The 13,668-nt window shown below is 61.8% G+C and carries 10 protein-coding genes; 5 read left to right on the forward strand and 5 right to left on the reverse strand.

Annotated features, from left to right (window positions below; all coding sequences use genetic code 11):
- Positions 1-207 precede the first annotated feature (207 nt).
- Positions 208-912 carry an MgtC/SapB family protein gene (locus tag ABEA23_RS11595; RefSeq protein WP_345478168.1) on the reverse strand — a complete coding sequence of 235 codons (705 nt, stop codon included), beginning with the start codon at positions 910-912 and terminating at the stop codon, positions 208-210.
- A 426-nt stretch (positions 913-1,338) separates the two neighbouring features.
- Here ABEA23_RS11595 and ileS point away from each other — a divergent pair, with 426 nt between their 5' ends.
- The 4 genes from ileS to ndk are packed head-to-tail and all read left to right on the forward strand — an operon-like array spanning position 1,339 to position 6,953.
- On the forward strand, positions 1,339-4,641 hold the full coding sequence (ileS, locus tag ABEA23_RS11600) for an isoleucine--tRNA ligase (RefSeq protein WP_345478169.1): 3,303 nt from the start codon (positions 1,339-1,341) through the stop codon (positions 4,639-4,641).
- A gap of 22 nt (positions 4,642-4,663) precedes the next feature.
- Positions 4,664-6,052 carry a bifunctional folylpolyglutamate synthase/dihydrofolate synthase gene (locus ABEA23_RS11605; RefSeq protein ID WP_345478671.1) on the forward strand — a complete coding sequence of 463 codons (1,389 nt, stop codon included), beginning with the start codon at positions 4,664-4,666 and terminating at the stop codon, positions 6,050-6,052.
- Complete coding sequence (locus tag ABEA23_RS11610; RefSeq protein WP_345478170.1) at positions 6,052-6,531, forward strand: DUF4233 domain-containing protein; 480 nt, start codon at positions 6,052-6,054, stop codon at positions 6,529-6,531. The genes ABEA23_RS11605 and ABEA23_RS11610 overlap by 1 nt, the downstream gene beginning before the upstream one ends.
- Positions 6,532-6,542: 11 nt before the next feature.
- A complete protein-coding gene (ndk, locus tag ABEA23_RS11615) occupies positions 6,543-6,953 on the forward strand; it encodes a nucleoside-diphosphate kinase (RefSeq protein WP_345478171.1) in 411 nt (136 codons plus the stop codon).
- A gap of 71 nt (positions 6,954-7,024) precedes the next feature.
- Here the strand turns inward: ndk and ABEA23_RS11620 are convergent, their stop codons facing one another.
- The 3 genes from ABEA23_RS11620 to ABEA23_RS11630 form a co-directional block, all read right to left on the reverse strand.
- Positions 7,025-8,062 (reverse strand): ABC transporter ATP-binding protein, encoded by a 1,038-nt coding sequence (locus ABEA23_RS11620; RefSeq protein WP_345478172.1) that lies wholly within the window; start codon positions 8,060-8,062, stop codon positions 7,025-7,027.
- Positions 8,059-8,988, reverse strand: a complete 930-nt coding sequence (locus ABEA23_RS11625; protein ID WP_345478173.1) for an ABC transporter permease — start codon at positions 8,986-8,988, stop codon at positions 8,059-8,061. The genes ABEA23_RS11620 and ABEA23_RS11625 overlap by 4 nt, the downstream gene beginning before the upstream one ends.
- A gap of 118 nt (positions 8,989-9,106) precedes the next feature.
- Positions 9,107-10,060: a hypothetical protein gene (locus ABEA23_RS11630; protein WP_345478174.1), complete on the reverse strand. Its 954-nt coding sequence runs from the start codon at positions 10,058-10,060 to the stop codon at positions 9,107-9,109.
- Between the two features lie 77 nt (positions 10,061-10,137).
- Between ABEA23_RS11630 and ABEA23_RS11635 the strand changes: the two genes are divergently transcribed.
- Positions 10,138-11,184 (forward strand): hypothetical protein, encoded by a 1,047-nt coding sequence (locus ABEA23_RS11635; RefSeq protein ID WP_345478175.1) that lies wholly within the window; start codon positions 10,138-10,140, stop codon positions 11,182-11,184.
- A gap of 78 nt (positions 11,185-11,262) precedes the next feature.
- On the opposite strand, the gene ABEA23_RS11640 is transcribed toward ABEA23_RS11635, so the two are convergent.
- A complete protein-coding gene (locus tag ABEA23_RS11640; protein WP_345478176.1) occupies positions 11,263-13,587 on the reverse strand; it encodes a glycosyltransferase in 2,325 nt (774 codons plus the stop codon).
- Positions 13,588-13,668: the final 81 nt, after the last annotated feature.

Here is a 13,668-nt window from a genome sequence, read left to right on the forward strand (position 1 = left end):
CTGATGACGACGACGGCGCTCCTGGTCTCCCCGGGGGTGCCGTCGTCGTATCTAGAGCCGCGCCCCCGCCGTCGGGAGTTTGGTATCCCACCCGTTGTTGCGCGAAAGCCCCACTTTTTGTCCTCAACCGCAACATCGGAGGGGATTCGGCGCAGTCTGGGTCGGTCTATCCCATCTGTTGTTGCAACGCCTGCGAGGATCCGTCCCTCAGTCGTGGTCCTGTTGGACGCTGCGGACTTCGTGGACGCCGTCGATCTCGCTGAGTCGACGGAAGAGCTCCTCATCGGCAGACTGCTGCCGCCGGGTGAAGCGCATGGTGGCTTCCACCACCGGATTGTGATCACCCTGGCGCTTGGCGTGGGAGAGCGCAGCCTCATAGCCCAAGTCACTGGCGGTGCTGAGAATATCGCGCAGAATCCCGTGACCATCTGCGTAGCGCAGCGAGTAGAGCCGGGTATGGCCATGTTGGGGCAGCTTCCGCACCATGGCGGTGACCAGGGTGACCGCCACGACGTAGAGGAGCACGGTCAGCGCTGCGATCACCGGCATACCGGCTCCGCAGGCCATTCCCACCGCGGCCGTCACCCAGATGGAGGCCGCAGTGGTCAGCCCGGAGATGATGTTCTGCCGCACAAAGATCACGCCAGCGCCGATGAACCCGATGCCGGAGACGATCTGAGCGGCGATGCGCGAGGGATCCAACATCACCTCATCGCCCAGAAGGTGCGAAAACCCGTAGGCGGAGACCAAAGTGAAGAGCGCCGAACCCATACCCACCAGGATGTGAGTGCGCACCCCAGCGGACTTCTGGCGAATCTCGCGCTCCACACCGATGACAGCAGACAGCACAAAGGCGCAGATCAGCAGTAATACTTCAGTCAGCAGCGAATCAGGCAGAAGCTCAAAATCCATAACAGGAGCCTAGGCGGCAGTGAGGTACAAGAACAGAGGCCAAGAGCAGAGGCGCCAGAACAGTGGCATAGGATCGCCGCCGGCGGAAAAGGTCGGATTACGGGTTCGAGCTCCAGGACCGGATCACGTAGACTTTTCCCAGCAGCGTTGACCCGGCTATCACCGGCGAGCTTCCGGAAGAACAGGCGTGGGCGTCCACAGATGCACCAGACCTCAGTAGAACCGGACGGGTAAGCCCGTCACAGCAGTCATGGAGAGGTCCAACGACGGCGGCGCTTAGCCACCGGCGCTGGGCAAGCAAGGTGGTACCGCGCTGAAGTACGGCGACTTACACGGGTCTGGTCCGTAGGGTTGCCGCATCACGCAGCGTCCTTGCGGATGAAGACAACAGCCGACTGTCACAACCGTAAGCAGGATGGACCTTCCATGACCGAGAACTCCGCTCCCGTCTACCCCCGCGCTGCCACAGGTGAGCGTAAGGTGCCGACCTCTGTGCGTTTCCCTGAGATCGAACAGCGGATTCTGAAGTACTGGGAGGCTGACGGCACCTTCAAGGCCAGTATCGAGAGTCGGCCGGACACCGAGGAGTTCGTCTTCTATGACGGTCCGCCGTTCGCCAACGGCCTGCCGCACTACGGCCACTTGCTCACCGGCTACGTCAAGGACCTCGTCCCGCGCTACCAGACCATGCGCGGCAAGCGTGTGGATCGCCGCTTCGGCTGGGATACCCACGGTCTGCCTGCTGAGCTTTCGGCTATGAAGGAACTCGGCATGACCGACAAAGCCGAGATCGAGTCCATGGGCATCGAGCACTTCAACGACGCCTGCCGCGCCTCAGTGCTGAAATACACCAAAGAGTGGGAAACCTATGTGACCCGGCAGGCTCGCTGGGTGGACTTCGAGAACGACTACAAGACCCTCAACGTGGACTTCATGGAGTCCGTCATCTGGGCCTTCAAGCAGCTGCACGAGAAGGGCCTGACCTATCAGGGCTTCCGCGTGCTGCCATACTGCTGGAAGGACGAGACCCCACTGTCCAACCACGAGCTGCGCATGGACGACGACGTCTATAAAGACCGCCAGGACCCCTCAGTGACTGTGACCTTCCCGGTCACCGGCGGCGGCCAGCTCGGGGACACACTCACCGGAGTGAACCTGCTGGCGTGGACCACCACACCCTGGACTCTGCCCACGAACTTCTCCATTGCCGTGGGTCCGGAGATCGAATACGTGGTGGTGGAAGCTCCCGCAGACGGGCCGCTGCCGGGTAAACACATGCTCGCCGCCGAGCTGCTGGGTGCCTATGCCAAGGATCTGGGCTTCACCGACTCAGAGGATCAGACCGCCGCACAGGCCGCGGTGGCCGCCGTCGTCGGCCGGTACCAGGGCCGTGATCTGGTGAATCTGGAGTACAAGCCGCTGTGGAGCTACTACACCGATACGCAGAAGTGGGGCACCGAACACGCCTTCCGGGTGCTGGTGGAGGACTATGTGACGACCAGCGACGGAACCGGGCTGGTCCATCAGGCCTCCGCCTACGGTGAGGAGGATCAGCGGTCCTCTGAAGAGGCCGGCATCCCCGTGATCCTCTCCGTGGACTCGGCCGCGAAGTTCCTTCCGATGTTCGCTGAGCCGACTCCTGAAGGTGATGCCCCGCTGGCGCAGATCGCCGGCGTGCAGGCCTTTGACGCTAATCGCACCATCATCAACCAGCTCAAGGCCGATGGCCGGTTGGTGCGCGAACAGTCCTATGTGCACTCCTACCCGCACTGCTGGCGCTGCCGCACTCCGCTGATGTACAAGGCCGTGACCTCCTGGTACGTAGCTGTCACTCAGATCAAGCAGCGGATGCTAGAACTCAACGAGCAGATCAACTGGATCCCGGAGAACGTCAAAGACGGCCAGTTCGGGAAATGGCTTGAGAACGCACGTGACTGGTCCATCTCGCGCAACCGCTACTGGGGCAGCCCCATTCCGGTGTGGGTCTCCGATGACCCCAACTACCCGCGCACCGAGGTCTACGGTTCCCTGGAGGAGCTCAAGGAGGCCTTCGGTGACTATCCGCGCAATGCCGCCGGAGAACCGGACCTGCACCGTCCGTGGATCGATCAGCTGACCCGGCCGAACCCGGATGACCCCACCGGCCAGTCCAAGATGGTGCGAGTCGAAGATGTGCTGGACGTCTGGTTCGACTCCGGCTCCATGCAATTCGCCCAGGTGCACTACCCCTTCGAGAACGCTGAGTGGTTCGAGAACCACCACCCAGCAGACTTCATTGTGGAGTACATCGGCCAGACCCGCGGCTGGTTCTACACCATGCATATCCTGGCCACCGCGCTCTTCGACCGCCCGGCCTTCACCAACGTGATCAGCCATGGCATCGTGCTGGGCTCTGACGGGCAGAAGATGTCCAAATCGTTGCAGAACTACCCGGACGTCAACGAGGTCTTCGACCGCGATGGCTCCGATGCGATGCGCTGGTTCCTGATGTCCAGCCCCATCCTGCGCGGCGGAAACCTGATTGTCACGGAGGAAGGCATCCGCGAGGGCGTTCGTCAGGTGCTGCTGCCGATGTGGAACGCCTGGCACTTCTTCGCCCTCTACGCCAATACCGCCAATGGGGGAGCGGGCTACCAAGCTAAGAGCGTGAAGGCCGACGACGTCGAGAACCCCCTGGATCGGTACATCCTCGCCGCGACCGGTGATCTGGTCCGGGACGTCACCGCGGCCATGGACGACTTCGCCGTGGCTGGTGCTACTGATGCTCTGCGTCGCTATTCCGAGACTCTGACCAACTGGTACATCCGGCGTTCCCGCCAGCGGTTCTACGACGAGGATTTTGCTGCCTACGATGTGCTCTACACCGCCCTGGAGACCTTCACCCGGGTAGCTGCCCCACTGCTGCCGCTGATCAGTGAAGAGATCTGGCGCGGCCTCACTGGTGGCCGTTCGGTGCACCTGGCGGACTGGCCCAATCCGCAGGACTATCTGAAGGATGAGCGGGCCGTGGAACTGATGGAGCTGACCCGGTCCATCACCTCCGCCGGATCGGCGCTGCGCAAACAGGCCAAGCGGCGTGTCCGCCAGCCCCTGTCAGAACTGACGGTAGTGGTGCCTGAGGCGGTCGCCTTGGCCGGAACCTATGAGCAGATCATCGCCGATGAGCTGAACATCAAATCCGTGGTGCTGCGGGATCTTGCAGAAACCTCGGCCGAGGCCTATGGGATCGGCCAGCAGCTGGTGGTCAATGCCCGTGCTGCGGGCCCGCGGCTGGGCAAGCAGGTGCAGCAGGCCATCAAGGGCGCCAAATCCGGCGACTGGTCGGTGACCGACGGGGTGGTCACCGCCGGTGGTCTTGAGCTCGCTGAGGGCGAATACACCCTGACCACCACAGTCTCTGAGGAACTCGGGGATAAAGCCGTCACCGTGCTCGAACAGGGCGGTTTCCTGGTGCTCAACACCGAACTGACCGAGGAGCTTGTGGCCGAGGGCACCGCCCGGGATGTCATCCGCACCATCCAGGCTGCCCGTAAGGATGCAGACCTGCAGGTTTCTGACCGAATCTCCACCACACTGACAGCCGCCCCGGAGGTCATCAGTGCGGTGGAAGCGCATCAGGAACTAGTGAAGTCCGAGACTCTCACCGTGGAGCTGAACCTGCTGGCCGGGGAGATGCAGGAAGAGACCAAGGTCAGCGTCGCCGTCGTCGTAGAGGACACTCATGCCTAGCTCAGATACGCCCAGTTCAGAGATGCCCAGTTCAGGACCCTCCGGAGCTCAGCCGCTTGATCACTTCTCCGTGGCCAGTGTCTATGCGGAGATGCTGGCGCGCGCGCCGGAGAATGACATGCAGCCCCGCCTGGAGCCCATGCAGATGGCCATGGATGTCCTGGGGGAGCCCCAACGTTCGGCGCCAGTGATCCATGTAGGCGGCACCAACGGCAAGACCTCTACCGCCAGGATGATCGAAGCCGGTCTGCTAGCCCATGACCTGCGGGTGGGACGGTACAGCTCCCCGCATATGGGGTCGGTGACCGAGCGGATCAGCGTCGACGGCAAACCAGTCTCGGATGAGACCTTTGTCCGGGTATGGGATGAGATCCGGCCGCATATCCAGCTGGTGGATCAGCAGCTCTCGGCCCGCGGTGAAGTGCCCCTGACGCTGTTTGAGTGCCTGACGGTGCTGGCTTTCGCGATCTTCGCCGATGAGCCAGTTGATGTGATGGTCATCGAGGTGGGATTGGGCGGCACATGGGATGCCACCAACGTAGTGGAGCCCGCAGTCCAGGTGATCACCCCCATCAGCTTGGACCATACGGACTTATTGGGCGATACCGAACGCGACATCGCTCTGGAGAAAGCCGGAATCATCAAACCCGGTGGCTTCCTGATCTCCGCGGCACAGATTCCTGAGGCGGCTGATGCGCTGCTCGAAGCTGCCCGGACGGCCGGGGTGGAGTTCCGCTTCGAGTCCGTGGAGTTCGGCGTTGAATCCCGTACCCCGGGGGTGGGCGGACAGCAGCTGACCATCCAGGGGCTCGCCGGCCGCTATCCAGACCTGCTGCTGGCGCTGCATGGACCCCATCAGGCAGAGAACTTCGCGCTGGCCGTCGCCGCGTTGGAGGCTTTCCTCGGGGGAGGGGAGAAGGAACTCAACCTAGAGAACCTGCAGTTGGCCTGTGAGAACATCACCTCGCCGGGTCGGCTGGAGACCTTGCGCACCGGTCCGGCCGTCATCGTTGACGCCGGGCATAACCCCGCAGGCCTTGAAGCCTCCGCGCTGGCGCTGAAGGAGAGCTTCGGGCTCACCAAACTGGTACTGGTGGTGGGAATCCTGCAGGAAAAGGACGCCCCCGCCATGCTGCAGACCCTCTACACACAGTATGAAGGTCTGGCTGAGGAAATCTGCTTCACCGAGTCAACCTCCCCGCGCGCCATCCCGGCAGCGGACTTGGCCGAGCTGGCACAGGACGCCGGATTCCGCGAGGAGGATATCCATATCACCGAACGACTGGATGAGGCCATCGACTGGGCGGTGATGCGCGTGGATGACTCCGGGGAGACCGCCACTGGCGGCATTTTGATCACCGGATCCATCACTCTGGTGGGCGAGGCTCGCACCCTGCTGGGAGCAGCCTGATGGGACGACGGCTCAGCAGGGCACAGCAGCAGTGGCAGCCGGGACAGACCCGACCACCCCGCTCGGTCAGAGTCCTGTTCTCCTCTACGGTACTCAGCCTGGAGGCGGCACTGATGCTGTTCTTCGGCCTAGCCGCCTGGGGGCTTAATCAGCACGAATGGTACGCGTGGTGGATCTTCGGCGGATCCCTAGTGGTCGCGGTGGCCTGCATCATGACGTGCGCGCTACTGCAGAAGCCGCTCGGTTACATCATCGGTTGGGCGCTGCAGGCAGTCATCGTCGCTGGTTTTCTCGGTACGGCCCTGGTCACAGAGCAGGGACTCTGGGCTCCGCTTGCGCTGCTGCCCGGGCTGGGGTTCCTGGCCTGCTGGTGGTATGCGGTGAAAAAGGGCGCGCAGATTGATGCGGAAAAGATGGAAAGATACAGACTGGAACAAGAATATGCCGGTGAGTCTGAGGGCGCACCGGGGGAGAAGTGAGGAGCTTTAACGTGACTGAACGCACTCTGGTGCTGATTAAGCCCGACGGCGTGCAGCGGGGACTCACCGGTGAGATCCTGCGCCGCATCGAGGCGAAGGGATACACCATCGCTGAGCTGAAGAAGCTGCAGGCCAGCGCTGAGCAACTGGCCGCCCATTACGCTGAGCATGAGGGCAAACCGTTCTACCAGCCGCTGGTGGACTTTATGCTCTCCGGACCCGTGGTGGCAGCCATCCTGGAAGGCGACCGCGTCATCGAGGGCTTCCGCTCCCTGGCGGGCACTACTGATCCCACGACGGCGGCACCGGGCACCATCCGCGGTGACCTGGGCCGCGACTGGGGGGAGAAGGTCCAGAAGAATCTGGTGCACGGCTCGGACTCCGTGGAATCTGCCGAGCGGGAGATCTCCATCTGGTTCTAGGCGTCACAGCTGACAAAGAAGCCCGGTGCGGTCATGTGACCACGCCGGGCTTCTTTGTACCTGGAGGTTTATCAGCCCGCTCGAGTGGGGCGGGTGCCCTCGCTGAACTCCAACTGCAGTGGTGCCAGCTTCAGCAGGGTGCGATCGTAGACGATCTGTGCGGAGCGTTTACGGTCATTGGATTTATGCGAGGTGTACTCCTCGTACTGGGAACAGACCCACTCCGGATCTCCGTCGGCCAGCAGCCGTCCCTGTTCGATCCAGATCACCCGGGTGCACATCTGCTTGATCGTGCCTAGCGAGTGCGAAACCAGGAAGACGCAGCCGGCCTTGGACCGCACCTCATCCAACCGCTGCTTGGTGCGGGCCCGGAATTGGGCATCGCCGGTGTTCAGGGCCTCATCGATGAGCAGAATATCGGGGTCCACGGCTGTGGCGATGGCGAACTGCAATCGGGAAGCCATACCTGAGGAGTACGCCTTCAGCGGCATGTCCAAGGCGTCGTGGAGACCGGAGATCTCCACGATCATGTCGAACTTCTCAGCGGCCTGCTCGGGGCTGAGCCCCATGGCCAAGCAGCCAAGCTTGATGTTCTCCCGGCCAGAGATGGTCCTTACCAGTGCGGCGTTTACGCCGAGCATGACCGGGGTGGAGGTTGCGTAGACCTCGCCGGTGGTGGGACGGACCTTACCGGTGAGCAGCTTCATCAGGGTGGACTTACCGGAGCCGTTAGTGCCGATGACACCTACTGACTCGCCGCGGTTCACCACAAAGCTGACTTCGTCCAGGGCGGGAATCTCGGCCCAGCCTGAGCCGGTGACCTGCTTCACCATACGGGCGAAGCGGTTCTCGGCCTTGAGGTACTCCGTGGAGGAGCGCACCCGGTAGACCATGGAGACACCGTCGACCGCTACAGCGATCTCCTTGGAGTCCGCGGTCTCCACAACAGGGGCGTGATAGGTCAGCGGTGCGGAGTCCCAGGCGATCTCTTCGATGCTGTCGAAGTCATCGAGAGCCTCGGGGTCGACGTCGAGGCCACCTGCGGTGGCGTTGGAGGAGGCCAGCCAGTTGGCACGACGTGGAGTGTACTCAGATGCGGGAGTGCTCATCGTTCCTTCCCGTAGGACTCTTCGCCGGCCCAGAAGACAATGAAGCCAATAATCAGCGAACCGAATGCCCAGATGCTCAAGACCACCCAGCGCTGGGGGTCGGCGAAGCCGTCGTAGAGCCAGGCGTGGCGGACGATATCCAGGACACAGAACAGCGGGTTGTGCTCCACGATGGTCTTGACCCAGGGGGCACGGTCATAGCGTTCGATGCTGAAGAACACGCAAGAGGTGTAGAGCAGAACTCGTGTGCCGAAGGTGATCAGGTGTTTGGTGTCGTTCCAGTGGTTGACCAGACGGGCCAGGATCATGCCGATGCCTGCCATGGTCAGCAGCGCCAGGAACACTGCCGGGAAGAACAGCAGCCAGTGCCAGGTGAGCTCAACCGGGTAGGCGTTCTCCTCGTCCGGGGTGACCTGGTAACCACCCAGGAAATAGGCCAGCAGAGCCATCACCACAAAGACCGGTACGGAAGCGAAAAGCTCCCGGACGGCAGCTGAGAGTGGCAGCGCCGCCCGAGGGAAGTTAAATGCCTGGACCACGCTCTGATTCCCGGCGATCGAGTTCGCCGCACCGGTGATGGCAGAGGTGAAGAAGCGGAACATGAAGATGCCAATCACCAGGTAGCCCAGGAAGTTGGCGATACCGCGTGATGACTCGAGGATCAGACCAAAGACTGTGAAGAACGCCAGACCCAGCAGGATGGGGTTGAAAACCATCCACACACGGCCCAGAGCGTCATAGTTGTTCTGCGCTGAGACGCGGGAACGTGAGTCGTAGTAAAGGAAGTGCCGGAATTTCCACAGCTGCTTGATGTACTGGCCCAGTGTGGGGCGAGCACCAACGCGTACCAGGCGTGAACCGTCCAGCTGCACTACGCGACGTGCACCGAGAGCATACTGCGATGCTTCGGTGGTGGATGTTCCCATGAAACGTCAGTTCCTTCCGGTTTGTCGTTGCCGCGCGCAGAGCACCGGCAAAGCGCCTGCCAGTCTATCAGCGGGTGCCGTCAAGCCGCGGAAACTCGCACGAACCTCGGCGGCGTCTTCAGCGAGTGACGCTCTTAGCAGCGGCGCGGTACACCTCGGCATACCTTCTCGCAATCACCTCTGGATCCCGTGCGTCCAAGTCAGGCCGCACTGAGCGCGGCAGGGCTCGCGCCTGAGCGACAAGTTGATCAATGCCCTCAGCCGTCACGGGGCCGTCGAAGCAGTTGATCCAGCCAGGACCTACCTCTGCCCCCAGCTCACGTGCCAACTCGCTTTCGGGCAGCATCACCGGCCGGTCCAGCGAAAGAGCTAGGTAAAGCAGGGTCATATCCTCCAGGGAGGTGACTTGCGGCAGAATCACGAACTCAGCAGCATCAATCTCGCGAACGAGCTCTGCGTCGGAGAGGAGCTCCGTGCGAGCTGAGACGGAACCCCCCGCCCGTCGCACAGCACGCGGAATCAGTTGCTCAAGAGCTGGGTCTTCGTCTCCAACGACCCGCAGTGATAGTTCAGGGGTGTCGGTGACAGAGAAGACTTTTAACGGTCCTTCCGCAGAGCGAGATAGCTCTGATCGCGCCACACATAACAATCGCCCCGCTACTTCATGCGCGCGCGGGTAGCCGAAGAATCGGCTGCGAAAGTGGGCATGGGGGACTACAACAGTTCGTGACGCATCCGGGGTCGGGGTGTGATTGTCGAGGACGATGAAGGTCTCAGTGGCCTCGTTAAGAATCTGCTGGGCAGCGTCGTCGGCCGGAGTGCTATCCAGGATGGTCTGAACCAGTGCGGTCCTCTGCTCCTGAAGTGTCTCGACGAAGCTCTTGGCTTCCGCCACTCGAGTACTGTCTTTGGTGGATTCACCTAGGAGAGGGTTGAGATCCATGATATGGACGACTTCTGCTTCCTGATTGCGGAAAGCCCCGCCGAAGTAGCCGAAATCGATGCCGTGAGTCTCCTCACCGATGACCTGGTCTATGTAACGAACCTTTGGTGCTGGTGGTCGGTGGCCCACAAGTACGCGAAGAGTACGGCCATTGTGTGGACTAGGATCATCGGGGAGCACAGAATAACTATATTAGAGTAGACGCGATGAGCGAAAACAGCGTGCAGGACGTTTTTATCCACCTCGGCGGCCAGGACGACAACCTCGGTGACTCCGCCCTGAGGGCGGCCTACTTTGAAGCGGCGCAGGGACCAGGACGCCAGTTCCACGTGCATTTCGAGGGGCAGACCACTGATTACTTGACCGGCATACCTCTGAAGCCAGAGCACAAGGTCTATAACGACCGAGATGAATGGATCGCCGCAAGCAACAGCTCCAAGGGCGCAGTGATGCTCTTCAACGCTGGTGAGATCAATCCCGGCCGTGCCTACCCGCCACGGCACACCGCGATTCAGTTACGCAATATCGTGGACCGCGGCGGAATGATCATCATGGCCGGCACCGGCCTTAAGGACCCGTCCAAGCTTGACGCCAGCGGTATCCATCCGCTCCTACGTGAAGCCAAAATCGCTTCATGGAGAGATAAGCCTTCTCGGGATGCGGCCGGTTTCGGGACCTGGGCGCCGGACTGGGCCTATGCCCTGGGAACACCGACCTCGCAGTGGGCACCGGCGGAGGCCCGGCCCCTGCTTGCGGTTTCGCTTCGCTACGATCGTCCGCTGCCCGGTGCTGAGTGGATCGAGGGCGTCCGGGCGTTAGCTGCACAGACTTCCAGCGAAATCGTCACCCTCGCTCAGGTGGCGCGGGATGCCCCCCGAGCTGTTCAGCTGGCACAGATGCTGGACGGCGAGTACCTCACCCCGCCAAGCATGAAGCATGCCGACCTCGACGCCCACGCCCGGCACACGTATGGCCAGGCTCTGGCAGTGATCAGCGATCGTGCCCATGGTTTGATCATCGCTGCTACCGAAGGCGCGTACCCCATCGGCTCGGCTGCTAACCCCCAGAAGATCAAGCGGCTGCTTGCGGCTGCCGACCTTGGGGATCTGGTGGGACGCTACGACCAGCTCCAGGAGTTCTCTGCACGATTTGATGCCCAGCTTCCGGAGTTCAAACCGGCTGTGGACACGGCCCGTCAACGGCTCGCTGAGCTGACACGCCGCATCAACGACGCGATGGACTCCATGCGCTGACGCAATAGCTTCCGCCAGAGAGCGACAGTGAGGAGGGGTTCGGCGCTGCCGGACCCCTCCTCACAGGTAATCCGGTGTTTAACGGCCCAGCAAACGCTTCACCCGGCGCTTGACCGGCCTCAGAGCCGGAGCAGCCCGGTCCACCCGGTTGAGAGCACGGCGCAACAGCGTTTTTTCACCGGCAACGGAGCCCCGCCCGCGGCGGCCGGGAATACCGGTATGGCGCTCAGTGAAGAAGACGATCCAATCGATGATCTGCTGAGCGTCTCCAAGGGTCGGCTCCGGTGAATACTGCTCAGGCAGCGACCCTGTGACCAGCTGTTCGTACAGCCGGGAGAAGTCCAGGCTCAGTGCCCGTTGCGCGGCCTCCGCAGAAGCTTGTGAATACTGGGCGTAGAGGTCGGGGTCCCCAGCGACGGCCTTAATCTTCCTGGCAAGGCCTGCGGCGTCGCCCTGCGCGGCAGGAATGATCCCTCTGTTCTCCTGCACGAGGGTCAGCCAGGGCAGCTCGTACATCGCCGCCGGTAGCCCGCGCGCCTGTGCCTCCGCGAGTGTGAGCTGATAGCCCTCGAGGATGCTCGTACTGACGAACATATCTGCGGCATCGATGGCATTGAGCAGATCCTTGCCCTGCAACGGACCTACCAGGTCCACGAGGTCCTCGACGTCGCGGCTCTTAGCGCGCGTCTTCAGGTCAGCGGCGGTAAGTTCCGGTGAGTCTGGCCCAATGATCGTAAGCCGGAAGTTCACATCGAGCTGCCGAAGCTCAGCGGCAATCTCGATGAGCTGGCTGACCTGTTTGGTGTGTTCTTCGAGCCGACCCCACCAGATGAGCTTCAGCGCGCCTTCAGGTGCGGACTTCTTTGCTGCAGAACCTGCGGACTCCAGCAGCATCGGGGATCCTGGGTTTGGCAGGTAGCAGGTGTGCGACACACCCTGGAGCTTCCAGAATGAGACGTCCAGCGGCGACAGTGTGACAACGGAAGCCAGGCAGTTTGCCTGCTTCCGAATGAAGGAAATCATGTCTTTGAGGTCGTAGACCGGGCGCAGAGCGAAGCTGTGAATCCATCCAATCGTAGGAACGCCTACGGCCTCTGCCATGAGGGCATAGGAGGGCCAGCTCTTGCTGTAGAGAACCTGGTGCTCGATGATCACATCGATGGATTCGGTTCTGCAGATTTCGGCCCATTGTGAGAGCCGGGTCGAGGCGCGTCGGCCCGTGATCTCTACGAACTTCACACCTTCTGGCAGCCCGTCCAGCACGCTGCCGCGGCTTTTAGCGGCAATCGTCACCTGGTAGCCCGCCTGGGTGAGGTATTTCGCCTGGGCGAGGAGGACTAATGAGACCCCACCAGTGGTGATGACCTTTGTGGTGAGCAGGACATTGCGCACCTCTCGGCCTGTGAGGTCGGCCCTCGTGCTGTGCTTAGCCAGCACCGGAATGGCGTCCGGGGCGTAGTCAGCGGCGGCGAGCACGACGTCTGCCTTGCTGACCAAGGAGTAGAGATGCTCGAGATAGTCCTGGTAGAACTCCTCGCTTGCGCTGGCGAGCAAATAGCCCAGCACGTTTCCGATGATCGACAACCGGGCTGTTTCGTAGCCGTCCAGAATCGGCTCAGGATCAGGAGTCTTCCGCGCTAGGGTCCGCACAGCGCCGGCCATGCTCTCCAGAGATTCGATACCTCGGCAGTAGAACTGGAACTGCTCAAGGCCGGCGACTTGGTGTCCACTGCCTCCGCGGCGGAAGTGATACCGGTAGAGAAGGTCGGTCATCGAAACATAGCGTCGGGCAGAGGCCAGCGCCAGGAAGGTGATCGGCAGATCATTGACGCGGCTGAGAACAAGGTCTTCTGGCAGGAGCGAATAAGCTTCACGCAGCAGATCAGTGCTGAATAAGAACCTCCACAGCTGGCCCTGCGCGGGCCGCCCGACGGGGAAGAGCCCCTTGAGAATCTCCTCGCCCTCAAGGGATGAGTGTTTCGGCATCAGACGCCGTTGGTATCCCAACACCGCGTTCCCGTTGGGACCAAGCACCGCGACGCCGAATCCCACGAGGTCTGCGTGCGTGGACTCCGCCTTAGCGACAGCTTTTTCAGCAGCCCGCGGATCCAGCTCGTCGTCGCCGTCGAGGAAGAGAATGTACGGTGCGGATGACTCAAGAATGCCGACCCGGCGGGCCTGGAACGCAGAGAGATTAGCCGGCTGGCGGACCAGCCGCACGCGCGGGTCTTTCTCCCGATACCGCTCGATGATCTGCGGGGTGTCATCCGTGGAAGCATCATCTACGCAGATGACCTCGATCTCCTGCAGAGTCTGGCTCAGGCAGCTTTCGAGCGCTTCGGCGATCCAGTCTTCGTCATTGAAGACAGGCATCACGATCGATACCTGAGGAGAGTCTTGCATCGTAGCTCCATCGTTAGACAACAGGGCGCGAGCAGTGCGCCACCAAGTGATCATCGCCGCACAGTCCATGCCCGGCGGGCA

The sequence above is a fragment of the Nesterenkonia rhizosphaerae genome (assembly GCF_039544555.1).
GTDB lineage: Bacteria > Actinomycetota > Actinomycetes > Actinomycetales > Micrococcaceae > Nesterenkonia > Nesterenkonia rhizosphaerae.

What these genes read in the sequence shown, in the direction of transcription:
- ABEA23_RS11595 (WP_345478168.1), bottom strand. Translation starts at nt 912, where the DNA reads ATGGATTTTGAGCTTCTGCCTGATTCGCTGCTGACTGAAGTATTACTG.
- ileS (WP_345478169.1), top strand. Translation starts at nt 1,339, where the DNA reads ATGACCGAGAACTCCGCTCCCGTCTACCCCCGCGCTGCCACAGGTGAG.
- ABEA23_RS11605 (WP_345478671.1), top strand. Translation starts at nt 4,664, where the DNA reads ATGCCCAGTTCAGGACCCTCCGGAGCTCAGCCGCTTGATCACTTCTCC.
- ABEA23_RS11610 (WP_345478170.1), top strand. Translation starts at nt 6,052, where the DNA reads ATGGGACGACGGCTCAGCAGGGCACAGCAGCAGTGGCAGCCGGGACAG.
- ABEA23_RS11620 (WP_345478172.1), bottom strand. Translation starts at nt 8,062, where the DNA reads ATGAGCACTCCCGCATCTGAGTACACTCCACGTCGTGCCAACTGGCTG.
- ABEA23_RS11625 (WP_345478173.1), bottom strand. Translation starts at nt 8,988, where the DNA reads ATGGGAACATCCACCACCGAAGCATCGCAGTATGCTCTCGGTGCACGT.
- ABEA23_RS11635 (WP_345478175.1), top strand. Translation starts at nt 10,138, where the DNA reads ATGAGCGAAAACAGCGTGCAGGACGTTTTTATCCACCTCGGCGGCCAG.
- ABEA23_RS11640 (WP_345478176.1), bottom strand. Translation starts at nt 13,587, where the DNA reads ATGCAAGACTCTCCTCAGGTATCGATCGTGATGCCTGTCTTCAATGAC.